Origin of the sequence: Streptomyces sp. NPDC019396 (genome assembly GCF_040632375.1) — a bacterium.
Lineage (GTDB): Bacteria > Actinomycetota > Actinomycetes > Streptomycetales > Streptomycetaceae > Streptomyces.
The window spans coordinates 1-23,538 of the sequence record NZ_JBEYBS010000042.1 but is presented as its reverse complement, the minus strand read 5'-3'; the positions used below and the strand labels follow the sequence as shown (position 1 = coordinate 23,538).

The 23,538-nt window shown below is 71.9% G+C and carries 20 protein-coding genes, 1 tRNA gene and 1 pseudogene; 6 read left to right on the top strand and 16 right to left on the bottom strand.

The features are described from left to right. Nucleotides 1–266, bottom strand: a pseudogene (locus ABZ532_RS29780) (protease); the annotation flags it as partial. 441 nt (nucleotides 267–707) lie between these two features. Between ABZ532_RS29780 and ABZ532_RS29775 the strand changes: the two are divergent. Next, nucleotides 708–992 (top strand): hypothetical protein, encoded by a 285-nt coding sequence (locus tag ABZ532_RS29775; RefSeq protein ID WP_361290563.1) that lies wholly within the window; start codon nucleotides 708–710, stop codon nucleotides 990–992. Here the strand turns inward: ABZ532_RS29775 and ABZ532_RS29770 are convergent. Further along, on the bottom strand, nucleotides 978–1,730 hold the full coding sequence (locus ABZ532_RS29770; RefSeq protein WP_361290560.1) for an RDD family protein: 753 nt from the start codon (nucleotides 1,728–1,730) through the stop codon (nucleotides 978–980). The genes ABZ532_RS29775 and ABZ532_RS29770 overlap by 15 nt on opposite strands. 70 nt (nucleotides 1,731–1,800) lie before the next feature. After that, nucleotides 1,801–3,357, bottom strand: coding sequence for an RDD family protein (locus ABZ532_RS29765; protein WP_361290557.1), 1,557 nt, complete (start codon nucleotides 3,355–3,357; stop codon nucleotides 1,801–1,803). 253 nt (nucleotides 3,358–3,610) lie between these two features. Here ABZ532_RS29765 and ABZ532_RS29760 point away from each other — a divergent pair, with 253 nt between their 5' ends. Continuing rightward, entirely contained in the window at nucleotides 3,611–4,057 is a 447-nt protein-coding gene (locus tag ABZ532_RS29760; protein ID WP_361290554.1) for an SsgA family sporulation/cell division regulator, read from the top strand. 42 nt (nucleotides 4,058–4,099) lie between these two features. On the opposite strand, the gene ABZ532_RS29755 is transcribed toward ABZ532_RS29760, so the two are convergent. After that, the gene (locus ABZ532_RS29755; RefSeq protein WP_361290551.1) at nucleotides 4,100–5,479 is read right to left on the bottom strand and encodes an FAD-linked oxidase C-terminal domain-containing protein; all 1,380 of its coding nucleotides are present in this window, start codon (nucleotides 5,477–5,479) and stop codon (nucleotides 4,100–4,102) included. 107 nt (nucleotides 5,480–5,586) lie between these two features. On the opposite strand from ABZ532_RS29755, the gene ABZ532_RS29750 reads away from it, so the two are divergent. Further along, nucleotides 5,587–7,362, top strand: coding sequence for a hypothetical protein (locus tag ABZ532_RS29750; RefSeq protein WP_361290548.1), 1,776 nt, complete (start codon nucleotides 5,587–5,589; stop codon nucleotides 7,360–7,362). Between the two features lie 57 nt (nucleotides 7,363–7,419). Here the strand turns inward: ABZ532_RS29750 and hppD are convergent, their stop codons facing one another. After that, nucleotides 7,420–8,565 (bottom strand): 4-hydroxyphenylpyruvate dioxygenase, encoded by a 1,146-nt coding sequence (gene hppD, locus ABZ532_RS29745; RefSeq protein ID WP_361290545.1) that lies wholly within the window; start codon nucleotides 8,563–8,565, stop codon nucleotides 7,420–7,422. A 123-nt stretch (nucleotides 8,566–8,688) separates the two neighbouring features. Here hppD and ABZ532_RS29740 point away from each other — a divergent pair, with 123 nt between their 5' ends. Further along, nucleotides 8,689–9,165: an Lrp/AsnC family transcriptional regulator gene (locus tag ABZ532_RS29740; RefSeq protein WP_361290542.1), complete on the top strand. Its 477-nt coding sequence runs from the start codon at nucleotides 8,689–8,691 to the stop codon at nucleotides 9,163–9,165. Between the two features lie 134 nt (nucleotides 9,166–9,299). Here ABZ532_RS29740 and ABZ532_RS29735 read toward each other — a convergent pair whose 3' ends face one another. The 6 genes from ABZ532_RS29735 to ABZ532_RS29710 all read right to left on the bottom strand — a co-directional run bounded on the left by ABZ532_RS29735 (nucleotide 9,300) and on the right by ABZ532_RS29710 (nucleotide 15,179). After that, nucleotides 9,300–10,094 (bottom strand): S16 family serine protease, encoded by a 795-nt coding sequence (locus tag ABZ532_RS29735; RefSeq protein WP_361290539.1) that lies wholly within the window; start codon nucleotides 10,092–10,094, stop codon nucleotides 9,300–9,302. 56 nt (nucleotides 10,095–10,150) lie between these two features. Next, a complete protein-coding gene (locus ABZ532_RS29730; RefSeq protein ID WP_361290536.1) occupies nucleotides 10,151–10,792 on the bottom strand; it encodes a helix-turn-helix domain-containing protein in 642 nt (213 codons plus the stop codon). A 387-nt stretch (nucleotides 10,793–11,179) separates the two neighbouring features. Next, a complete protein-coding gene (locus tag ABZ532_RS29725) occupies nucleotides 11,180–12,970 on the bottom strand; it encodes a DEAD/DEAH box helicase (protein WP_361290533.1) in 1,791 nt (596 codons plus the stop codon). A gap of 119 nt (nucleotides 12,971–13,089) precedes the next feature. Continuing rightward, nucleotides 13,090–13,479, bottom strand: coding sequence for a type II toxin-antitoxin system death-on-curing family toxin (locus ABZ532_RS29720; protein WP_361290530.1), 390 nt, complete (start codon nucleotides 13,477–13,479; stop codon nucleotides 13,090–13,092). Further along, the gene (locus ABZ532_RS29715) at nucleotides 13,476–13,676 is read right to left on the bottom strand and encodes a ribbon-helix-helix protein, CopG family (protein WP_361290527.1); all 201 of its coding nucleotides are present in this window, start codon (nucleotides 13,674–13,676) and stop codon (nucleotides 13,476–13,478) included. Before ABZ532_RS29715 ends, ABZ532_RS29720 begins: the two co-directional genes overlap by 4 nt. A 24-nt stretch (nucleotides 13,677–13,700) precedes the next feature. After that, nucleotides 13,701–15,179: an MFS transporter gene (locus ABZ532_RS29710; RefSeq protein ID WP_361290524.1), complete on the bottom strand. Its 1,479-nt coding sequence runs from the start codon at nucleotides 15,177–15,179 to the stop codon at nucleotides 13,701–13,703. Nucleotides 15,180–15,399: 220 nt separating this feature from the next. Between ABZ532_RS29710 and ABZ532_RS29705 the strand changes: the two genes are divergently transcribed. Further along, nucleotides 15,400–15,471, top strand: a tRNA-Cys gene (locus tag ABZ532_RS29705). 86 nt (nucleotides 15,472–15,557) lie between these two features. Here the strand turns inward: ABZ532_RS29705 and ABZ532_RS29700 are convergent. From ABZ532_RS29700 to ABZ532_RS29680, 5 genes are all read right to left on the bottom strand, one after another. Then, entirely contained in the window at nucleotides 15,558–17,891 is a 2,334-nt protein-coding gene (locus ABZ532_RS29700; RefSeq protein ID WP_361290521.1) for a molybdopterin cofactor-binding domain-containing protein, read from the bottom strand. Beyond that, nucleotides 17,888–19,228: a 2Fe-2S iron-sulfur cluster-binding protein gene (locus ABZ532_RS29695; protein WP_361290566.1), complete on the bottom strand. Its 1,341-nt coding sequence runs from the start codon at nucleotides 19,226–19,228 to the stop codon at nucleotides 17,888–17,890. The genes ABZ532_RS29700 and ABZ532_RS29695 overlap by 4 nt, the downstream gene beginning before the upstream one ends. A gap of 89 nt (nucleotides 19,229–19,317) precedes the next feature. Further along, nucleotides 19,318–20,196 (bottom strand): FAD binding domain-containing protein, encoded by an 879-nt coding sequence (locus ABZ532_RS29690; protein ID WP_361290518.1) that lies wholly within the window; start codon nucleotides 20,194–20,196, stop codon nucleotides 19,318–19,320. A gap of 468 nt (nucleotides 20,197–20,664) precedes the next feature. Further along, nucleotides 20,665–20,952, bottom strand: coding sequence for a DUF3039 domain-containing protein (locus ABZ532_RS29685; RefSeq protein ID WP_361290515.1), 288 nt, complete (start codon nucleotides 20,950–20,952; stop codon nucleotides 20,665–20,667). 64 nt (nucleotides 20,953–21,016) lie between these two features. Next, on the bottom strand, nucleotides 21,017–21,577 hold the full coding sequence (locus ABZ532_RS29680) for a YqgE/AlgH family protein (RefSeq protein ID WP_361290512.1): 561 nt from the start codon (nucleotides 21,575–21,577) through the stop codon (nucleotides 21,017–21,019). A 343-nt stretch (nucleotides 21,578–21,920) separates the two neighbouring features. Here ABZ532_RS29680 and murA point away from each other — a divergent pair, with 343 nt between their 5' ends. After that, complete coding sequence (gene murA, locus ABZ532_RS29675) at nucleotides 21,921–23,261, top strand: UDP-N-acetylglucosamine 1-carboxyvinyltransferase (RefSeq protein ID WP_361290508.1); 1,341 nt, start codon at nucleotides 21,921–21,923, stop codon at nucleotides 23,259–23,261. The last annotated feature ends 277 nt before the right edge of the window (nucleotides 23,262–23,538 follow it).

The window sequence follows — 23,538 nt, the reverse complement described above, 5'->3', positions numbered from 1 at the left end:
GTCGACTGGCCGGAGAGCACGCGCTCCAGAGCCGCCTTGCGCTCCTGCTCCTGCTGCTTGCTGAACGGACCCTCGAGGTCGTGGTCGACATGGGTCTTCTCGCCGGACTTCGGGGCCGTACCCGGGGCCGGGTCCTGGCGCTCGATGCCTGCCGGTGAGTTGGCGCTGTCGGCCTGGGCCGTGGTGAAGGCCGAAGCCGTCGCGCCGGTCGCCGCGAGCGCCACGAATATCGCGGAAGCCCTGATGGCACGTCGTCTGCTGGTCACTTGATGGTGTCCTCCCCTGCGCCCGCGTCATCGCGGAACCTGGAGTGTGGGGAGGGTCCGCGGGCGGTTGCGCGTCACAAGTGACGACATTCGATCGGAGTTGCCGGGGAAAAGACAGCCCTTGACTTGTGCAAGCCAACTGCACTATGTAGGAGCGCTCTTCCGGTATCCGGACGGCCAGGCGCGCGGAAGACAAGGGAAAACCCTATTGCCCCTCCCCATGGGGCGGAGGACCCGCCGGCAGAAGGCGCATCGGAACGTCCAGCCCTCGGAACGGATGACTCCATGCGCCCCCCGTGCACCGGCACCGTGGGTAAGGTCACGCTTACCAGCGGTTCGGCTCGGGCATCCACCCTCGTAAGAGGCCGCCGTCCCGCTGGGACAGGGCAGGCCGCACCGCGACAATCCCATGATCCGATGCTTCGAGGGGCGGAAACCGCCATGCCGCGTCCTACCACCGCACAGCTCGTCTACGGTTCGGCCACCGTCGTCATCGCGACCGTCGCCATGCTGCTGCTCTCCCGCACCACGACGGGCATCGGTATCGCCGTCATCGGTATCGCCGCACTCGCGCTGGGTCTGCTGGTCGCCATGACGGTGCCGCTGCCCTCGCCCGCCAAGGCGAAGGCGGCGCACACGATGCGTCCGCATCGTGGCGCCGCCGTTCCCGGAGGTACCGGGGCCGCCGCCGAGCCCGTCACCCCCGTGCACTCACTGCGTCGTTGACACCACCACCGTCTTGGCGGCCTTGTCGTGCAGGCCCTGCTTGTAGGGCTTGTCGACCAGGATCATGATCAGCAGGATCAGCAGCCAGACGCAGGGACAGCACAGCAGCGCCGGCAGCCAGAGCACCGCGGAGCGCACCAGCGAGGATCCGAAGTCGGGAGTGCTGCCGTCGTTCAGCATCGCGACGCGCATCTTCATCAGTTTCTTGCCGAGCGTCTGACCGCTCTGCTTGACCATCAGGGCGTCATAGAGGACGAACGCCAGGATGGTGATGATCTGATAGATCCACGACGAGCCGCTGTTGTACTGGTTGACCCAGTCACCGAAGTCATCGACCCGGCTTGTGTCGTAGGTCCCGAACGGAATGGCGATGAACGCCAGCGGGATCACGACGATCAGCCAGTCGATCAGACGGGCCACGATGCGTCGGGCGGAGTCCGCGAGCGGGGGCATCCCGTGCAGCGGATCGGGCTGCCCGTACGGGTCACCGCCGTAGGCGCCCGTGTCGTACGGGGGCGGCGGAGGCGTACCGCCGGTCCCGCCGTACGGGGAGCCGGGGGGCGGGGAGCCGTAGGGGCCGCCCCCGCCGGGGGGCGGGGGACCACCGGGAGGCGGGGTGCCTCCCGGCTGACCCGCGCCCGGCGGAGGTCCACCGGGCGGGGGTGTGGGCCCCTGGTCCTTCTTGCGGAAGGGGTCGTCGTCGGGCTGCTGGCCGGGCGGCGGCTGATCAGTGCTCATGGGGGCCAGTGCACCCCGCCCGGTGCGGCGCCGCAACGCCTTGTACTGCGTACGGGGGATGCCCGCGCGGTCAGTCCGGTGAACCGGCGACGAAGGTGTGCGCCATCTTGTCGTGCCAGCACTGCCGCCACGGCCGGTCGAACACGCACCAGAGCACGTTGAAGACGCCGATCAGCAGCACGCCCAGCACCCCGTGCACCAACCAGCGCACCAGTGCCGCCATGAAGTCGGGCGACTCGTGGCTCTCGATGTGCCGCACTTCGAGGCCCATCAGCTTCTTGCCGAGCGTGCGACCCCACTTGGCGGTCGGCAGCGCCTCGTACAGCGTGCCGAGCAGCAGCAGCACGATCAGCGTCAGCCCGAACATCAGGCTCGTGGTCGCGTCGATCAGCCAGACGGTGACCGTCTCGCCCGACAGCTTCGCCGCCTCGATCTTCTCGTCGATATGCGTGACGGCCCTGGAGACCAGCGGGTAGGCCACCGCCCCGACGACCGCGCCCAGGACGACGGTGTCGATCAGCCGGGCCGTGACCCGCTTGCCGAGACCTGCGGGCCTGGCCGCCGCCTGGGCCTGTGCGGCTTGCAGGAACGGGTCGCTGACCGGCGGTTTCCACGGGGCGGCCGACTGCTGCTCGGCCTCAGCCTGGACCTGTGCCAGCCGGTGCACCTGCTGAGCCCAGGACGCTGCTCCGCCGCCGTCTCCGGCGCTGATCGGCGCCTGCTGTTGCGGCGGGACGTGCGCCTGGGCCTGGGCCCGCTCGGGGGCGCCCGGGTCCGGTGCCACCTGTGTCGCCTGCGCGGCTGCCCGCGGAGGCCGGGGCTCGGCCCCCGGCTGGGTACGCTGCCCGGGCTGCTGGGGCGCCAGCGAACGGATCGTCATCGTGCCCTCGGCGGGCGCGGTGTCGCCCGTCGGCTGCTGTGCGCGCTGCACGGCCGTGCCGTCGGAGAAGGATGTGCGCCCCTCGCCACGGCCTGTGTCACCGCCCACACTGCGCATTCCCGGCAGGGCTCCCCCGGACGGATCCGGGGAAGGGGCGGCCGCGGCCCCTTCGGCCGCCGGATCAGCGGCACGGTCGAACCGGGCGGCAGACGCCACGGACGACCCGGCCGTCCCCGGCCCGGCCGCACCCGACGCACGCGCCTCCCGCGCGGCCGCGGGGCTCCACGCCTCCGCGGGCGAGGGGGCCGACGGGCTCTCCGGAGAGGCGCCGGTGCCGGCGGCCGCGCCGGCGGGGCCCATCCGCGGGTCCTGGGACGCCGCGCCCCACGAGACCCTGCGGTCCCGGTCGCCGCCGAAGCCCGACTGCTGGGAGGCGTCGGCCTGCCAGACGGAGGCGGGCTCGGGCCCGCGTCCCGCCATGAGCTCCGGATCCTCGTCCAGGAAGACCGGCCCGGTCTCCTCCAGCGAAGGAGTGGGCGGAGTCTGCGGCGCCGCCGGCCCCGCGGCCGCCCCCGGCACGGCGGACGGCGGCGCGGGCAGGGGTGCGCCGTCGCCGGGGGCCGGCCGGCTCGTGCCGGGCACCCACGCCACACCGTTCCAGTACCGGACATAGCCGGGGATGGACGGATCTGGATAGAAGCCGGCTGCGGGGCTGCCGTCGCCGGTCGCCGGGGTTGGGGCGCTCATCACCGTGGTCCCGTATCTCCTGGAGGGCCTGGAGGCATTGATTCAGGGTCCACATCTATCAGACCGCCGACCCGCCCTGGGCCTGTCCAGCCATAAGGCCCACTTTCCGGTAACGCTGTGCGCCAGTGTGGTGGCCGTGTCCGAAGTCACTGAGAAGTTGTTGGCCGAAGTCACGTAATAGTCGGCGGGGAAGGCGCTCTCTCCCTGCGTGGCCCGCTCCGGGGCCTCGTACCAGGAAAGGAAGTGCACTCTCATGCACACCGTGGTGGAACGCGAGCTGGAGCTCAAACTGGTGCTGTCGCCGGAGCAGAGCGTGCCCGTACCGGCCAGACTGACCTACCGCACGGCCGATCCGTACGCCGTGCACATCACCTTCCACATCGGCTCCGAGCACCCGGTGGACTGGGCGTTCGCCCGGGAGCTGCTGGTCGAGGGGGTGTTCAGGCCGAGCGGGCACGGTGATGTGCGGATCTGGCCCACCAAGGTGGACGAACGCAGCGTCATCCTGATAGCGCTGACCTCGCCGGACGGGGACGCCCTGCTGGAGGCCCCCGCCGCACAGGTCGCCGCCTGGCTGGAGCGGACCCTGCGGGCGGTGCCGCCCGGGACGGAGGCGGAGCGGTTCGGGATCGACGACGTGCTCGCCGAGCTGCTTGCGGCGGCGCCTCAGCGGGAGGACGCGCAGGACGGCGAGGCGTAGGCGGTCGGCCGCAGGCCGTCAGCCGCGTTCCAGGCGCGGGCCTCAGAACACCTTCCCGGGGTTGAGGATGCCCAGCGGATCGAACACCTGCTTGATGCCGCGCTGCAACTCGACACCGACCGGCCCGAGTTCCCGGGCCAGCCACTCCTTCTTCAGCACGCCCACCCCGTGCTCACCGGTGATGGTGCCGCCCAGCTCGAGCCCGAGGGCCATGATCTCGTCGAAGGACTCACGGGCGCGCCGCGACTCGTCGGGGTCCGTGTGGTCGAAGCAGACCACGGGGTGGGTGTTGCCGTCGCCCGCATGGGCGCAGACACCGATCGTGAGGTCGTACTTCTCCGCGATGGCGGCTGTGCCGTCAAGCATCGCGGCCAGCCGGGACCGGGGTACGCAGACGTCGTCGATCATCGTCGCGGACTTGACGGCCTCCAGGGCGGTGAGCGAGAGCCTGCGCGCCTGAAGAAGCAGCTCGGACTCGGCGGCGTCCTCGGCGGGCACGACCTGAGTGGCTCCGGCCGCGGCGCACAGCTCGCCGACGGCGGCCAGGTCGGCGGTGGGATCCGGGGTGTCGAAGGCCGCGAGCAGCAGGGCCTCGGTGCTGTCGGGGAGGCCCATCTGCGCCATCCGGTTGACGGCGTGGATGGTCGTACGGTCCATGAGCTCGAGGAGCGAGGGGGTGTGCCCGCGTTCCATGATGGCGCAGACCGCCTCGCAGGCGGCGCCCGCCGAGGCGAACTCGGCGGCGAGCACGAGCTGCTGGGGCGGCCGGGGCCGGAGCGCGAGCACCGCCTTGACGACGATGCCGAGACTGCCTTCCGATCCGACGAACAGGCGGGTGAGGTCGTATCCGGCGACTCCCTTGGCCGTGCGACGGCCGGTGCTGAGCAGCCGGCCGTCGGCGAGGACGGCGTCGAGCCCGAGTACGTACTCGGCGGTGACCCCGTACTTGACGCAGCACAGCCCGCCGGACGCGGTGCCGATGTTGCCGCCGATGGTGCACATCTCCCAGCTCGACGGGTCGGGCGGGTAGGTGAGCCCGTGCTCGGCCGCGGCCCGGCTGAGCACGGCGTTGACGACGCCCGGCTCGACCACCGCGATCCGCTCGACGGGGTTGATCTCCAGGATCCGGTCCATCTTGACGAGCGACAGCACGATGCAGCCGTCGGAGGCGTTGGCGGCGCCCGAGAGTCCCGTACGGGCCCCCTGGGGGACGACCGGGACGCGTAGCGCGGTCGCGGTGCGCATGACGTGCTGCACCTGCTCGGCGCTGCGCGGCAGCACCACGACGGCGGGGATGCCCGCCTCGCAGAAGCTCGCCATGTCCTTGGCGTACGTGGCGGTCACGTCCGGGTCGGTGATCAGGGCATCGGCGGGGAGTCCCGTACGCAGCCCGGTCACGAGCCGGGAGAGGAGATCATCCATGATCCCAGACTTGCACCGGGGGCCATCGGTGTGAACCCGTCCGCGATCCGGTTCGCTGCACCGGGTGTGCTCTTCGTATCCGATGGACGCTCCTTCAAAGTGATCGCATGACGACAAGATTTGCACCAAATATCAGGAATGCCGCGATCGGCACGTTGGTCGCCGCGGGACTGGTTGCCGGGGTCCTGGTCTTCGGGCCTGGGACGGGTGCGCCGCCGCCCGCGTCGGGACCGGCCGCGCGGGCCATGCTCGCCGCGGACGCCGGGGCACCGGCGTCGCTGGGCGATCTGTCGGCACTGATCGCGGACCGGGAGCGATGGGTGCGCTCCCGCCCGGGTGACGAGGCGGCCTGGGCGGTGCTCGGCTCCGCCTATGTGGAGCGGGCGGCGATGCTCGGCAGATGGGAGGACTATCCGAAGGCGCAGCAGGCCCTGGAGCGTTCGCTGGAGGTGCTGCCCGCCAGGACCGGGAACGCCGACGCGGAGCTGGGCATGGCGACACTGGCCAACGCCCGGCGGGACTACGTGTCGGCGAAGCGCTGGGCCGAGGGTGTACGGACCCGGATGCCCAAGCGCTGGGCGGTCTATCCGGTGCTGATCGACGCGTACAGCGGCCTCGGCGACTACGCGTCGGCCGCGAAGGCACTGGAGCAGCTGGAGAAGCTGCGGCCGGGCACCGCGCCGACGCTGGGCCGGGCCGCGCAGTCGTCCCGCGACCACGGGGGCGGCGAGGACGCTGCGGGGAAGGCGTACGAGGCGATGACCCGCGTGGGCAGCAGGACCGAACGGGCCTTCGCCCTGCACCGGCTCGGTGAACTCGCCTGGGAGGAGGGCGAGCCGGGGGAAGCCGTCGGCTACTACGACTCGGCGCTGCGGGCCGACCCGGAGGGCCACGCCTCACTGGCGGGACGGGCACGCGCCCTGGCGGCCCTGGGACGCTCCGACGAGGCGGTCAGGGACTACGAGGCGGCGCTGCGGGCACCGGCGCTGCCGGAGTACGCGCTTCAGGCGGGTGAGTTGTACGAGTCGCTGGGGCTCGACGGGGACGCAGAAAACCGGTACGCGCTACTGCGCACCCGCGCGGCCGAGGCGCGGGAGTACGGCGTGAACGAGGAACTGGTGCTCGGGCGCTACGAGGCCGACCACGGCGAGGCGGCGTCCGCGGTGCGCCGGCTGACGGCGGAATGGGACCGCGGGGCGCGCAACGCGTTTGTCGCGGACGCCCTGGGGTGGGCGCTGCACCAGGCGGGCCGGAGCCGGGAGGGGCTTGAGTACGCGAAGCGGGCCAAGGCCGTCGGGATCCGGAGCGCGCTCTTCTCGTACCACCAGGGCGAGATCGAGCGCACGCTGGGCGAGAGCGGTCCGGCCCGCCGCCATCTGGCCGAAGCCCTGCGGATCAACCCGTACTTCTCGCCACTGCTGGCGGGTCGGGCGAAGAAAGCCCTGGCGACGCTGGGCGAGGCACCGCTGGACAACCCGCCCGATGACATCACGGGCAGGTTCGACGGCGAGGAGGAGACAGAAGGGGCTGAGAACGACGAGCAGGACGGCCGTGACACCAGGGAGCGCGGGGGCCACGACGCGCAGCACCCGAACCCGGCGGACACCGGCGCGCCCAGGCCCCGGACCGGCGAGTCCGTGAACCCGGCCCCTGAACGGCAGGCGTCGCCCCCGGCGAGCCAGAGCCCGCAGGCCCCGGCGCCGGCCCCCGCGGCATCCGCCCCCGCCGCCCCGTCCCAGCCACTGCCGCCGTCGCCGTCGCAGCCGGTTCCCCCGTCACCGCCCACGGCGGCCCGGGCAGCCGCTGAGCCGAGCCCTTCGCAGCGTCCGCCCGCCCAGCCGCTCCCGGAGCCCAGCGTCACGGGTCCTGTCGCCCAGCGGTGACAGCAGACAGGGGACGAGCGGGAATCCCTCCCCGCTCGTCCCCTGTCTTCGCAGGTCTTACAGGTTGCCGCGCTTGTCCTGCTCGCGCTCGATCGCCTCGAACAAGGCCTTGAAGTTGCCCTTGCCGAAGCCCATCGACCCATGGCGCTCGATGAGTTCGAAGAACACGGTCGGACGGTCCTGGACCGGCTTGGTGAAGATCTGGAGCAGATAGCCGTCCTCGTCGCGGTCGGCGAGGATCTTCAGCTCGCGGAGGGTCTCGATCGGGACCCGGGTGTCGCCGACCCACTCGCCGAGGGTGTCGTAGTACGAGTCAGGAGTGTCCAGGAACCGCACCCCGGCCGCGCGCATCGTGCGCACCGTCTCCACGATGTCGTTCGTGGCCAGCGCGATGTGCTGTACACCCGCGCCGCCGTAGAACTCCAGATACTCGTCGATCTGCGACTTCTTCTTGGCGATGGCGGGCTCGTTGATCGGGAACTTCACCTTGAGGGTGCCGTCCGCGACGACCTTCGACATCAGCGCCGAGTACTCGGTCGCGATGTCGTCGCCGACGAACTCCTTCATGTTGGTGAAGCCCATGACGTTGTTGTAGAAGGCCACCCACTCGTTCATCCGGCCGAGCTCGACATTGCCAACGCAGTGGTCGATGGCCTGGAAGGTGCGCTTCACCGGGGGCGCGACGATCGGCTCGGCGGCGACGAAGCCGGGAAGGTAGGGGCCGTCGTAACCGGAGCGGTCCACGAGGGTGTGGCGGGTCTTGCCGTACGTGGCGATGGCGGCGAGCACCACGGTCCCGTTCTCGTCCTTGACCTCGTACGGCTCCTCGATGCCGCGCGCGCCGTGCTCGACGGCGTACGCGTACGCCGCACGGGCGTCCGGCACCTCGATGGCGAGGTCGATGACACCGTCGCCGTGCTCGGCGACATGGTCGGCGAGGAAGCGGCCCCAGTCGGTGGACGGCTTGATGACGGAGGTGAGGACGAAGCGGGCGGCGCCGTTCGAGAGGACGTACGAGGCGGTCTCGCGACTACCGGTCTCCGGTCCGGAGTAGGCGACGAGCTTCATGCCGAAGGCGGTGGAGTAGTAGTGCGCGGCCTGCTTGGCGTTGCCCACGGCGAAGACGACCGCGTCCATTCCCTTCACCGGGAAGGGGTCGGCCCGCCGGGCGGTGTGAGGGGTCTGTTCCTGGATCTCAGTCATGGCGGCAGACTCCCGCCGATCCACAAGCTGCGCAATAGTTTGTTTGTCGGCTGGTCAACCTGCACTGTCGATGTCCGAAATGCTCAGGCGATCTGTACATGATGACCATCCGGAGGGCTTCCGATGACGATCGATCAGCTTGACGGCAAACTGATCGTGCTTCTGGCACGTGAGCCCCGCATCGGCGTGCTGGAGGCCTCCCGCCGTCTGGGGGTCGCCCGCGGCACGGTCCAGGCGCGCCTTGACCGCCTCCAGTCCAGCGGGGTCATCCGGGGCTTCGGCCCGGACGTGGACCCGGCGGCCCTCGGCTATCCGGTCACGGCGTTCGCGACCCTGGAGATCAAGCAGGGCCAGGGCACGGATGTACGGGCTCATCTGGCGACCGTCCCCGAGGTGCTGGAACTGCACACGACGACGGGCCACGGCGACATGCTCTGCCGGCTCGTCGCCCGCTCCAACGCCGACCTCCAGCGGGTGATCGACCGGGTGGTGGGATTCGAGGGGATCGTGCGGGCGTCGACGGCGATCGTCATGGAGAACCCGGTGCCACTGCGGGTCATCCCGCTGGTGGAACAGGCGGCGGCGGACGCCCGCCGCTGAGCCCGGGCGGGTGCGGCCACCGCCTCGACCGTTGACGCGGCGGGTCGGCAGGTCGGCAGGTCGGCGGGTCGGCGGGTCGGCGGGTCGGCGGGTCGAGCGGCGCTACCGGAAGGCTCCGCCTGGGCCGCGGCGACTCAGCAGGTCGGGACCTTGTCCGAGCCCTTGTCCAGGAGCCGCAGCGCGTCCACGGTGTCCTTCAGCGTCGTCACCGGGATCAGCCGCATGTCCTTGGGCGCCTCGGCGTGGGCGTCCATGCACTCGGCCTTGGGAACGAGGAAGACCTTCGCGCCGTCCCGGGCCGCCGCCTGGGTCTTGAGGGCCACGCCGCCGACGGCGCCGACCTCACCGTCCGGGGTGATCGTGCCCGTCCCCGCGATGTCGCGGCCACCGGTCAGATCCCCACCCGCGCCGTTGCCCTCGATCTTGTCGATGATGCCGAGTGCGAAGAGCAGTCCGGCGCTGGGGCCGCCGACGTCCGCGAGGTTCAGGGTGACCTTCACCTTCGCCGGGTCCTCGTCGAGATAGCCGAGGGCCGCCTGCACCGCGCTGTTCTGGGACCGCGCCATCTCGGCGGCGTTGTACTTCTGGATCTCCTTGTCGGACTGTCCCGGCGGGTAGACGGCGTCATGGGGCAGCACCGCCCGGTCGCTGCGGAACCACGCGTCCACCACATCGCCGAAGTCCACTTCGGCGGACGGTCCGGTGGCCATGATCGTTGTCATCCGCAGCGCTCCCTGAGGCTGCCGGGCGGGCGCACCGGAGATCGTGATCACCGGCTTCCCCTGGTCCGACCCCAGCACATTGGTGGTCTGGCCCGGCTGCGCCAGGGCGAACGGCAACGGTGCGAGCCCGGCCACCGCGAGCAGCGCGACGACGGGGGCGGCGCAGACGGCGAGAGCCCAGGGGCGCGGGAGGCGAGAGAGGAACACGGTGTCAATCTAGCGGCACAGCGGCGGACGACGAGCCCGGCCCCGGGGCGCCCGCCTCACCGCAGCGCTTCCGCCACCTCGCGGGCCGCCTCCACCACGCGGGGCCCCACCCGCTCCGGTACGGCCTCGGCGAGCATGACGACCCCGACACTGCCCTCGATGCCCGTCACCCCTATCAACGGTGCCGCCGCGCCGCTCGCACCCGCCTCCAGTTCGCCGTGGGTGAGGGTGCACACGGGCTCGGTGAGTCCCCCCTGGCGGGCGGCGAGGATCGCCCTGCCCGCCGCACCGCGGTCCAACGGGTGCCGGAAGCCCGCCCGGTACGCGACGTGGTAGTCCGTCCAGGTCGGTTCGACGACCGCGACCGCCAGCGCCTCCGCCCCGTCGACCAGGGTCAGATGCGCGGTGGCCCCGATGTCCTCGGCGAGCGAACGCAGCGCGGGCATCGCCGCCTCCCGTACCAGCGGATGCACCTGGCGGCCCAGCCGCAGTACACCGAGCCCCACCCGGGCACGGCCGCCCAGGTCGCGGCGGACGAGGGCGTGCTGTTCCAGGGTCGCGAGCAGCCGGTAGACGACCGTCCTGTTCACACCGAGCCTGTTGGACAGCTCGGTGACGGTCAGACCGTGGTCGGTGTCGGCGAGCAGCTTGAGGACACGCAGTCCCCGGTCGAGCGTCTGGGAAGTCTCCGCGGTCACGACGCCCTCTCCTTCGGTGTTCGGAGTGAGTGGCGGCAGCGCTCTCGCGGACCGTTCGGCGGGACCGGTCCCTATGGAACAACCGCACGCACGGAGAGGCCGCCGGCGGGTTGGCACACCGGCTGCGCTCCGCGGCGGCGCTGCCACGGGGCGTTGTCAATGCGGGGAATGTAGCGACAGGCTCCGCTGAGCGGAAGACCTCGTCCAGAATCCGGGCGCCGGCGCAGGCGGGCAGGCCGGGGAAGGCCGGGGAAAGACAAGGGAAAGGCAAGGGAAGAGGGCAGCACGGGCGCATGGAGGCCGTACGCGGCGCACGGGTGTTTCAGGGTGGCCCGAACCCTCACGCGCGCCGCGTGCGCGGACGATCGCGACCGTACGCGCACGGGGTCACCGCATGCGGGTCGCCCACTCCTGCACCTTCTTGATCCGCTCCCGGATCTGCCCCGCCGTCGCCTCCGCGCTCGGCGGCCCGCCGCACACCCGCCGCAGCTCGGTGTGGATCACGCCGTGCGGCTTCCCGCTCTGGTGCACATAGGCGCCGACCATCGTGTTGAGCTGCTTGCGCAGCTCCAGCAGCTCCTTGTGCGAGATCACCGGCCGCCGTTCCGCGGGCAGCTCCAGGAGGTCGGCCTCCGCGTCCGGCTTCTTGCGGCTGTGCGCGATCTGGCGCGCCTGGCGCTTCTGGAGCAGCATCTGCACCTGGTCCGGTTCGAGCAGCCCCGGGATGCCGAGGTAGTCCTGCTCCTCCTCGCTACCGGGATGCGCCTGCATGCCGAACTCGGCGCCGTTGTACATCACCCGGTCGAAGACCGCGTCGGACTCCAGCGCCTCGAAAGGCAGCGTGTCCTGCTCGCCGGTGTCCTCGTCCTGCTGCTTGTTGGCCTCGTCCATCTCCTTCTCGGACTCGGCGTACGGGTCCTCCTCGCCGTCCTTCTTGGGGCGGTCGAGCACATGGTCGCGCTCGACCTCCATCTCGTTGGCGAAGCCGAGGAGCATGGGGATGGTCGGCAGGAACACGGACGCGGTCTCGCCACGCCGCCGCGACCGTACGAAGCGGCCCACGGCCTGGGCGAAGAAGAGAGGCGTGGAGATCGTCGTGGCATAGACCCCCACCGCGAGGCGGGGCACGTCGACGCCTTCCGACACCATCCTGACGGCGACCATCCAGCGGTCGTCGTTCTCGCTGAACTCGTCGATCCGTTTCGAGGCGCCCGTGTCGTCGGACAGCACGACGGTCGCCTTCGTGCCGGTGATCTCCCGGATCAGCTTGGCGTACGCCCGCGCCGAGTCCTGGTCCGAGGCGATGACCAGGCCGCCCGCGTCCGGGATCGACTTCCTGACCTCGCCCAGCCGCTGGTCGGCGGCGCGCAGCACGTTGGGCATCCACTCACCGCGCGGATCGAGGGCGGTGCGCCAGGCCTGCGAGACGGCGTCCTTGGTCATCGGCTCGCCGAGCCGGGCGGCGATCTCGTCGCCCGCCTTGGTGCGCCAGCGCATGTTGCCGCTGTAGGAGAGGAAGATGACGGGCCGCACGACGTTGTCGGCGAGCGCGTTCCCGTATCCGTACGTGTAGTCGGCGGCGGAGCGCCTGATCCCGTCGTTGCCCTCCTCGTAGGTGACGAACGGGATGGGGTTGGTGTCGGAGCGGAACGGCGTACCGGTGAGCGCGAGCCGCCGGGTCGCCGGTTCGAACGCCTCCAGGCAGGCCTCGCCCCAGGACTTGGAGTCACCGGCGTGGTGGATCTCGTCGAGGATGACGAGGGTCTTGCGCTGCTCGCTGCGGTTGCGGTGCAGCATCGGGCGGACGCCGACACCTGCGTAGGTGACGGCGATGCCGTCGTACTCCTTGCTCAGCGGTCCCGCGCTGTAGTCCGGGTCCAGCTTGATACCGATCCGCGCCGCCGCCGCCGCCCACTGCTTCTTCAGATGCTCGGTCGGCGCGACGACGGTGATCTGCTGCACGACATGGTGGTGCAGCAACCAGGACGCGAGGGTGAGCGCGAAGGTCGTCTTACCGGCGCCAGGGGTCGCCACCGCCAGGAAGTCACGGGGCTGCTCCTGGAGATACCTGTCCATGGCGCCCTGCTGCCAGGCGCGCAGCTTGCTGGCGGTGCCCCAGGGGGCGCGGCCGGGGAAGGCGGGTGAGAGGTGGTGGGAGTGCGAGGCGGTGGTAGTCACGGTCTCCGGTTCGGGCGCTCGGTTCTACGTGCGGTCGTACGACAACCGGGCCACCCTATCGGTGGCCCGGTGGCCGACCCGGCCGAACGCGGGCGCGTCCCCCGCAGGTGCGGTAAGCGTCACATGGGCGGCTCGGCCAGCTCCCTGAGCGCCTTCGCGATCGCCTGCACCTCACCCAGGTCGCCCGTGGACACGGAGATGACCAGGCGCTCGGCCGCGTCGATGTCCGGGCGCAACTGCACCTCGTTCATCGCCAGGAAGACCACACAGGAGGTCCAGGCCGTGCGCTTGTTGCCGTCGATGAACGGATGGTTGATGGTGAGCGACTGGAGCAGCGCGGCGGCTTTCTCGAACAGGTCGCTGTATGCCTCCTGGCCGAACATCGACGCCGACGGGCGATGCGCGGCCGACTCCAGCAACCCGAGGTCGCGAACGACGACGTCCTGGTCATCCACCGCTGCCGCGGCGATGGCCAGGACGTCTTCGGAGTCCAGGTAGACGCAGGTCACTTGAGCCGCTCCAACAGCTCCGACCACTTGGCCACCTGCTCCTTGGCGGCCTTGCGGACCATGGCCTGGTGGGCGGTTCTGGCGAGGTACTCGTCGACGGCCTTGAGCAGTATGGCGTGCATGCTGGTGCCCTCCGCCTCGGCGCGCTGCTTCAGGGCTTCGGTCTGGTCGTCACGGAGACGCAGGTTCATGGCCATACCAGAACGGTACCAGCGATGGGGTCAGACTGGTACTACCCGGCGAGGCGGCCCGAGCCTCGTCGCCACCCAGACCCCCACCAGCGCCACCGCCGCCATCGGCACGTACACCGCAGCGAACGCCAGCGCCTGCGAAGCCTGCACGGCAGCCGTGGCCGTCACCGTGTGGGCGCCCACCGCGCCGCCGCCGAGGGCCGCGAAGGCGGCGCCTCCGACGGCGAGCAGCAGCACGTTGGACAGTCCGTCGGATATCTGGAGCGCCGCCGAGTTCGCCCCGGACTCCTCGGGCGGTGACAGCTTCAGCAGCAGCACACTCGTGGAGCTGATCACCAGCCCCATCCCGAAGCAGCCCCACCCCCAGGCCACGGCCACGACCGCCACCGGTACGGACGGGATCAGCACGGTGGGCGCGGTGGCTATGGCCGCCGCGACCAGCACCATGCCTGCCACCGCGAGACGCTCGCGGTAGGGCTCCACGCGCGGCCGGGACTGCACGAACGAGCCCAGCGCCCAGGTCGCCCCGCCCACGGCGAGCGAGAGTCCGGCGAGGGTCGGGGAAAGACCGCGCTGGGTGACCAGCATCAGCGGGACGAAGGACTCCGCGGAGATGAAGGCACCGGCCGCGACCCCGCGCAGCAGCACCACGGACGGCAGTCCGCGGGCCGCGCGGTACGTACCGCGCGGCAGCAGCCCGCGCACGGCCGGCACCAGCAGCGCCGCGCCCGCCACGGCCGGAAGGAGCGACAGCCACCGCAGGTCCTGCGCCGCGTACTGCAGCAGCGCGGTGCCGAGCGAGATGGCCAGCGCCAGCTTGATCCGGCGGCTGTCGAAGCGGGCAGCGGGCCGCGTCCCCCGGTCCGCGGCAGTGACCGGCCCCGAGGCCGTCCGCCGGGTCGCGGGCAGCGCGAGCCCGAGCGGCACCAGCACCAGCGGCGGTATGCCGAGGAACACCCAGCGCCAGCCGAGCTGTTCGGTGACCGTACCGGCGACGAGGGGGCCGATCACCGACGGGATCACCCAGCTCGCGGCGAAGGCCGCCATGATGGCCGGCTGGAGGCGCTGCGGATAGGCCCGCCCGACCACGACGTACAGCGCGACGATCACCAGCCCGCCGCCGAGCCCCTGGACGGCCCGGCCCCCGATGAACTGCCACATCGTGCCCGCGGTGCCGCACAGCAGCAGCCCGGCCGCGAAGGCCGAGATCCCCGCGGTGAGCGGCCCCAGCGGCCCGCGCCGGTCCGCCCACTGCCCCGCCACGACCATCCCGAACAGGCTCGTCGTGAACAGCGCCGAGAACCCGAACGCATACAGCCCGACCCCGTGCAGCTCCCGCGCTGCGACCGGCATCGCCGTACCGACCGCGGTCGCCTCGAACGCGATCAGCAGCACGACGGAGACGATCCCGGTGCTGAGGGCGCGATACCGGCTGCCGAGAACACCGCCGCCGAGCTCTTGCCCGAGCTCGACGGCGCTGTCGGCTTCACGTGGCCTGAGGGCAGTCATGACCTCAGGGTAAGGGGCGTGTACGACATTCGGCCCTGTCGCGGGACGGGACCTGAGTCCTCCTTTGGCCCTACGCCCGGAGGCCTACCGCCTCGCGACTGTGAACCACCGTGAACGGCACGTTGCAGTCTCATGCCGGCCCCCCGCACGACGCTTGAGCGACCCCGCACGGCGCGCCTACGGTCGAGGCACACGAAGGCTGAATGCCTACGCCCCACATGACCGTGTGCCCGAGTGGCTCAGGGGCTCGTCTGCAAAGCGAGTGACATCGGTTCGAATCCGATCACGGTCTCCGAGGCGCCGAAGAGCGCACTGCGAAGGGCGGCACCCCCTGGGGGTGCCGCCCTTCGCATCGCCGCGTCCTTCGCGTGCCGTCCCCTACGAACCGGCGGCCGATACCGCCGCCTGGGGGCGGATCGGAAGGCGGTTGACCGGGCGGCCCGTGGCGGCGCGGACCGCGGAGGCGATGGCTGCAGGGGAGGTGACGACCGGTACCGCGCTGGCGGCCTTGGCGCCGAAGGGGGCCACCACGTCACGTTCCTCGATGAGGTGCACGATGCGGATGTCGGGGGCGTCCAGGGACGTCGGCAGCGCGTAGCCCGTGAGGTCGGGGTGGCGGACCAGGCCGCGGGCGGTGCGGAGGTTCTCGGTGAGGGCCGCGCCGACGCCCTGGGTGACTCCGGCCTCGATACGGGCGGCCAGCTGGGCCGGGTTGAGGATGCGGCCGACGTCCTGGGCCACGGCCATCTCGACGACGCGCACGGAGCCGAGCTCGATGTCGACGTCCACGACCGCGCGGATGGCGCAGAAGGCGAGCCCGACGAAGGCGTCGCCCTGGCCCTGGCCGTCTAGCGGCTCGGTGGGGTGGGGGCGGCACTGGGCGGTGGCCCAGAGTTCCTTGCCGTCCATGGCCTCGCTGACGGTCGTCGACAGCACGCCGTCATACGAGGTGATCTTGCCGTCGGTGATCTGGAGCAGCTCGGTGGACATCCCGAACTTGTGCGCCAGCGGCTGGAGCAGCTGGGTGCGGACCATCTTCGCGGCGCGCTCGACCGCGCCGCCCGACACCCAGGTGTGACGGCCGTGGGTCGCGGGGCCCGCCGGGGGCTGGTCGGTGTCGACGGGGGCGACATGGACCTCGTCGATCCCGAGGGTCTCCTGGACGATCTGCCGGGCCAGCGTGGAGAAGCCCTGGCCGGTCTCCACGGCCGCGCAGATCACGGTGGCGACGCCGTCCTGGACCTTGACCGTCGCCGTCGAGACCTCGTCCTCGCCCTCGGCGCCGAGCATGTGGACCATGCCCAGCGCGTAGCCGACACCACGGCGCACCGCACCCGGTTCGCCCGCGCCCTCGGCGCCGCCGGGGAGGAGCCAGGCGTCCTCGGAGGTGTCCAGGGGCAGCGGCGGCAGCGGGAAGTCGCGTACGGCCTGGAGCAGTTCCGCGACCGGGGCGGGGCAGGTGACCGTCTGGCCGGTGGGCAGGAGGTCACCGGTCGCCAGCACGTTGCGCATCCGGAGTTCAAGTGGGTCGAGGCCCAGCTTCGCCGCCAGCTTGTCCATCTGCGCCTCGTAGGCGGCGCACACCTGCATCGCGCCCTCGCCCCGCACATGGCCGGACGGCGGGTTGTTGGTGCGTACGGCCCAGCCCTCGACGAAGGCGTGCGGCACGACGTAGGGGCCGCAGGCGAAGGCCACCGCGGCGGCCAGGGATTCGGACGAGGCGTCGGCGTAGGCCCCGGCGTCGAGCAGGATCTGCGCCTCCACCTTCACCAGACGGCCCTGGCCGTCGGCGTGGTGGCGGTATCGCAGCAGGGTGGGGTGCCGGTGGGCGTGGCCGAGGAAGGACTCCTCACGGGTGGCGGTCAGCTTCACCGGGCAGCCGGTTCTGAGCGCCAGCAGGCCGAGCGGGATCTGGAAGCCGGGGTCCTCGCGGTCACCGGTCGCACCGGGGACCCCGGTGACGACCAGCTTCACCTGCTCGGGTGGAAGACCGAAGCAGGCGGCGGCCAGATCGCGGTCGGTATGCGGGTCGGTGGAGGCGGTGTAGATCTCGACTCCGCCGTCCGGGCGCGGCACGGCGAGGCCCGCCTCGGCCCCGATGGGGGCCGGGTCCTGGCGGCCGATCCGGTACAGGCCCTCGACGATGGTCTCGCCGGTCGTCCCGGGGTCGCCGTAGCTGAGCGGGATATGGCGGATCAGGTTGCCGTCGGGGTGCAGCGGTTCGGCGGCGAAGGCCTGCTCGGGATCGGTGACCGGTTCGAGGATCTCGTACTCGACCGCGATCGCGGCCGCCGCGAGCCGGGCGGTGTCGGGATGGTCGGCGGCGACGGCGGCGATCGCCTCACCGTGGTGCCGTACCAGGTCGGACGCGAACACCGGGCGGTCGGCGACGCTGCGGCCGTATGCCGCGTCGCCGGGGACGTCGGTGTGGGTGACGACGGCTCGTACGCCGGGCATCGCGACCGCGGCGGAGGTGTCGATGGCGGTGATACGGGCGTGGGGGTGCGGGGAGCGCAGGAGCGCGGCCCACAGCAGACCTTCCGCCCACAGGTCGGCGGCGTAAGGGAACGTGCCCTCGGTCTTGGCGCGGGCGTCGGCCTGAGGCAGCGAGGCACCGAGTCCGTGGGCGGGCGGCTCCAGCGGGGAGCCGTCGACCGCCTGGGGCGTCGGAGTGGTCGAGGTGGCCGCGGTGGTGGCCGCGTCGTTGCTCACGCCATGCCTCCGTCATGCGGGTGGGGCTGGACACTACCCGCCCCAGGGGGCGCCTGGTGCGGGATGCGGGCGACGGCCTCGCCGGCGGGCCCCGAGGCCTCGGCGGCCGCCGCCTCGCGCTCCGCGACCACCTCGCGCACGGCGTCGAGGACACCGCGGTAGCCGGAGCAGCGGCAGAGGTTGCCGCACAGTGCCTGGCGGGTCTCCAGCTCGGTGGGGGCGTGGTTGCCCGCCAGCAGATCGTGGACGGTCATGGCCATGCCGGGGATGCAGAAGCCGCACTGGACGGCGCCACGGCTCGCGAGGGCGCGCTGCACGTCGGATGGCTCACCGTCCACGGCCAGGCCCTCGACCGTGCGGACCTCCGAGCCGGCCGCCGTGGCCGCGGGGACGAGGCAGGAGGCGACCAGCCGGCCGTCGACCTGGACGTTGCACGCCCCGCACTCGCCCTGCGAGCAGCCGTCCTTCGCACCGGCGAGGCCGAGCCGCTCCCGCAGGACGTAGAGCAGGGACTCGCCCACCCAGGCGTCCGTGACGGGGCGGTCGGCGCCGTTGACGCGCAGGACATACGAGGTGTGCGGGTGCTCGTCGCTGGACAGGGTGGACAAAGCGGGCGCCGCGGCTGCCGCGTCATGGTCGTCGAAGGCCGGGGCGTCGGCATCCGCGACCTCTGCGACCTCCGCTTCAGGCTGGTCGGCAGGTTCGCCGGTGCCTTCCGGCTCGGCCGCCCCCGTCTTCGTCTCCGTGCTTTCCTGCTCCGCCGCCTCCACCGCCGCCGCCCAGGGGGCGGGCGCGCCACCGGGCAGGGTCGACGGATACGACCCCGGTCCACCGGGCTCCGGCGCGGACTCGTGGGCAGGCGCTTCCGTGGCTCCGGCGGGCTCCGCCCACGGCGCGGGCGCGCCGCCCGGCAGGGTGGCGGGCGGGGTGTGGCCACCCCACTGGGACTCCAGCGCCGCCGGCGAGAACTCGCCGGACTCCTCCGGAAGGTCCCCCTGGGCCAGCGGGATGGTCCACTGGCCGGTCAGCTCGCTCGTCTCGGCGTGCGTCTCGCCGTGCGCCGTCTCGCCGTGCGTCACCGGACCGTCAGGCGCTCCGCCGTGCGTCGGGTGCTCCACGTCGGGGAAGGTCCACTGCGCGGTCGCATGCGGGTCGTGCGGGTCGCGTGGCTCCGGCTCGGGCCAGGTCGGGGCAGTGTCCGCCGTGGACGTCAGCGGCATGATCATGGGCGGCGGAACGAAACCGTGGCCGGGCGCCGCGAGCGGGGCGTCCAGGCTGCCGTCCTGAGGCAGCTGGACGAAGGCGGTCATGTCGGAGTCGTACTCACCCTGCGGGATGGGCTGCCAGCCGCCCCCTTGCTGCCGCTCATGCGCCTCGCGCGCGGGGCGCTGCTGTTCCGGCCGCTGCGGGCCGTTCTCTTCCGTACTCACGACAGTGCCCTCCCCAGTGCTCGTCGGGCCAGCGCGGCGACCGTGCGCCGCAGGTGCAGGATCGCGGGCGGCAGCTGCTCGCTCCCCTCAGGGTCCGGGATGCAGGCCGCCGCCACGTACTCCCCGAAGGCGGTCAGCGCCTCGGGGGCCAGCCCGCGCTCACCGTCCCAGTCGATCAGTGACGCGATCCACTGCTCCGCTTCCAGCGGGCGCAGCGGCATGGGGGCGATCGCGCCGACCGCGCACCGCACCCCGCGCCTGGCCGGGTCGAGCACGACGGCGACGGACGCCGACGCCCGGCCCGGGCCGGTGCGCCCGGTGACCTTGAAGAACACCTGGGGGGCGTGCAGCAGCGGCACGCGTACGAAGCCGATCAGCTCGGCCGGGCCCAGCATGTCCCGGCCGGCCAGCAGATGGGAGACCGGGAGCTCACGGCGGGTACCACCGGGGCCCGCGACGATCAGCTCAGCCTCCAGAGCCGCCAGCACGGGCAGGGTGTCGCCGGTGGGGGCCGCACTGGCGATGTTGCCGCCGAGGGTGCCCGCGTTGCGGATCTGCGGCGGTCCCGCGGCGCGCGCCGAGGCGGCCAGTGCCGGGATCAGCGCGGCGAAGTCGGGCCTGCCCATCCGGGCGTGGGTGAGTCCCGCGCCGAGCAGGGCGTGTCCGTCCTGGTACTGCCAGCCGCGGATCTCGTTGATACGGCCGAGACCGACCAGACCCGCGGGCCGCAGCCGGCCCTTGTTGACGGCGGCCATCAAATCCGTGCCGCCCGCGACCGGCACGGCAGCGGGCATGGCGCTGAGCGCCGCCACGGCCTCGTCGAGCGAAGCCGGCAGCGTCACGGGCTGCGTCGCCTGCGATGCGTGCGTGGTCAACCCAGCTGCCCCTTCCCGGTGTCCCCGGCTGTCCGAGCTGTCCGACTGTGTTGCCGTACCGTACGTGCTCACCGCCCGGAGGTGGCAACTCTGGCACATCTTCCGAGCAGTCCGGCGCGAGGGTCAGCGACTCGGACGAGCGGCGCCTCCGCACCGGACACCCCAAGGACGGGTGGTTGCCCGGTTTGCCGTGACGGTGGTGCCACGTGCGGGTTCTCTCTCTTCCGCGTCCCTTGTACGACTTTTTCCCGTGGCCGCCCACGGTCTCAGGAACCGGCCGGTTGAGCACCCCCCTTGTTGCCGGGCTCACACGTTTGGGGGCGCCCCCTCGATCGCGCGTCCGAGCACCCTCTGGCGCCGGGCGAGCCCGGGAAACCCGCCACCAGGCCACCGTGAGCCGACGCAGGACGGCCTCCGGGGGAGCGCCCGCAGCGCACCCCTGGAGGCCGTCCGGTACGGAAGGACCGCCTACTTGTCCTTGCCGCCGTCCTTGCCCTTGTCGCCACCCGGGCCCATGGACTCGTAGATCTCCTTGCACATCGGGCAGACCGGGTACTTCTTGGGGTCACGCCCCGGCACCCAGACCTTCCCGCACAGTGCCACCACGGGAGTGCCGTCGAGGGCGCTCGCCATGATCTTGTCCTTCTGGACGTAGTGGGCGAAGCGCTCGTGGTCGCCGTCGCCGTGCGACACCTGCGGCGCCGGCTCTACGAGGGTGCCCGTACCTGCCCCGCGCTCGGGCTCGAGAGTGCTCATAGGTGCCAAGGGTACTGAAGGACGGCGGCTTCACGGCGCGCGGGCGGCGAGCCCGTCGGCGACATCAGTTGAGTGAGGGGTCGTCCGGATACGTGGCGACCATCGCCAGCTCGTTGCGCTGGCGGCGCAGGACCGCCCGCCACAGGCTCTCCGGGCGCGGCGACGACACATCGCCCGGCTCCGACTCGACGACGTACCAGGCGCCCTCGGTGAGCTCGTCCTCCAGCTGGCCCGGTCCCCAGCCCGCGTAGCCCGCGAAGATCCGCAGTGAGCCGAGAGCCGACGCGAGCAGCTCGGGCGGGGCCTCCAGGTCGACCAGGCCGATCGCCCCGTGCACGCGGCGCCAGCCCAGCGGGCCCTCGTCGCCCGGGATGACGGCGACACCGAGGGCCGAGTCCAGCGAGACGGGGCCGCCCTGGAAGACCACTCCGGGATCGCCGGCCAGCGTCGCCCACGGCTCCAGGATGTCGCCGACGACGACGGGGGTGGGCCGGTTCAGCACCACGCCGAGCGAACCCTCGTCGTCGTGGTCCAGCAGGAGGACCACCGCGCGGTCGAAGTTCGGATCCGCGAGGGCCGGTGTGGCGACGAGCAGCCGCCCTGTGAGGGAGGACACCTCGGTCATGCGAGACATGATCCCGCATCTTCGCCCTCCGTGGGGAGCGGGCGTCGGAGTGCTAACCGGTGCGGCGGAGCGTGCACCGAGGGTGAACCGGCGCAGCTCAGGGCGCACTGCCGGCGGCGCCGCCGAAACGCTGCCCGGGCGCGCGCACCCCCCGGGCCACGGCGAAACGGACGGTAACCCTCCGCAGGCGCGCCCGAACAGAGCGTATTGTGCCGAATTCATTACGCATACGTAGTGCCCTTGGCCTTACAGAACACGGGTAGGAGGGCCTTAACCTTTTCCCTGGCCCCTGCCCGACCTCCCCCTCGCACCATGGAGGGGGACCCTCCGGAACGCGAGTTTCATGACCGGCACAGACGATGTACTGCTTGTCCACGGCGGAACCCCGCTGGTGGGCGAGATCCGCGTCCGCGGCGCCAAGAACCTGGTGCCGAAGGCCATGGTCGCCGCGCTGCTCGGCAGCGAGCCGAGCCGGCTGCGCAATGTGCCCGACATCCGTGATGTGCGGGTCGTGCGCGGACTGCTCCAGCTGCATGGTGTGACGGTGCGCCCGGGTGACGAGCCCGGTGAGCTGGTGCTCGACCCGACGTACGTGGAGAGCGCGAACGTCGCCGACATCGACGCCCACGCGGGCTCCTCCCGGATCCCGATCCTCTTCTGCGGACCGCTGCTGCACCGCCTGGGCCATGCCTTCATCCCCGGTCTCGGCGGCTGCGACATCGGCGGCCGGCCGATCGACTTCCACTTCGACGTGCTGCGCCAGTTCGGCGCGAAGATCGAGAAGCGTGCGGACGGGCAGTATCTGGAGGCTCCGCAGCGGCTGCGCGGCTGCAAGATCCGGCTGCCGTACCCCTCGGTCGGCTCGACCGAGCAGGTGCTGCTGACCGCCGTGCTCGCCGAGGGCGTCACCGAGCTGTCCAACGCGGCCGTGGAGCCGGAGATCGAGGACCTCATCTGCGTACTGCAGAAGATGGGGGCGATCATCTCGGTGGACACCGACCGTACGATCCGGATCACCGGCGTCGAGCGGCTCGGCGGCTACACCCACCGGGCGCTCCCGGACCGCCTGGAGGCCGCGTCCTGGGCCTCGGCGGCCCTGGCGACCGAGGGCAACATCTATGTGCGCGGAGCGCAGCAGCGCTCGATGATGACCTTCCTGAACACCTACCGGAGGGTGGGTGGCGCCTTCGAGATCGACGACGAGGGCATCCGCTTCTGGCACCCCGGGGGCTCGCTCAACGCGATCGCCCTGGAGACCGACGTGCACCCCGGTTTCCAGACGGACTGGCAGCAGCCGCTGGTCGTGGCGCTGACGCAGGCGGCGGGCCTGTCCATCGTGCACGAGACGGTGTACGAGTCGCGGCTGGGCTTCACCTCGGCGCTGAACCAGATGGGCGCGCACATCCAGCTGTACCGGGAGTGCCTGGGCGGCTCCGACTGCCGCTTCGGGCAGCGCAACTTCCTGCACTCGGCGGTGGTGTCCGGCCCCACGAAGCTCCAGGGCGCGGATCTGGTCATCCCGGACCTGCGGGGCGGGTTCTCGTATCTGATCGCGGCGCTGGCGGCGCAGGGCACCTCACGGGTGCACGGGATCGGCCTGATCAACCGCGGCTACGAGAACTTCATGGAGAAGCTCGTGGAGCTGGGAGCGAAGGTCGAGCTCCCGGCGGGCGCGGTGGTCTGAACCGACCGATCAGACCAGTAGTGGTGGTGGCCCCGGCTGTGAAAGCCGGGGCCACCGCCGTATGCGGCCGCAGGACGCCGCCCCCCGTGCACCGTGAACGCCTCCGGGAGCGCGCGGAGGACGGCCACGGGAACGTGGGGGGGGGGGGGGCCCCCCCCCGGGGGGGGCCCCCCCCCCCCGGGGGGGGGCCCCCCCCCCCCCCGGGGGCCCCCCCCCGGGCCCCAAACAACCCCGACAAACAAACAGACCCCGCCCCGGTGGGGGGGAAAAGGGGCCC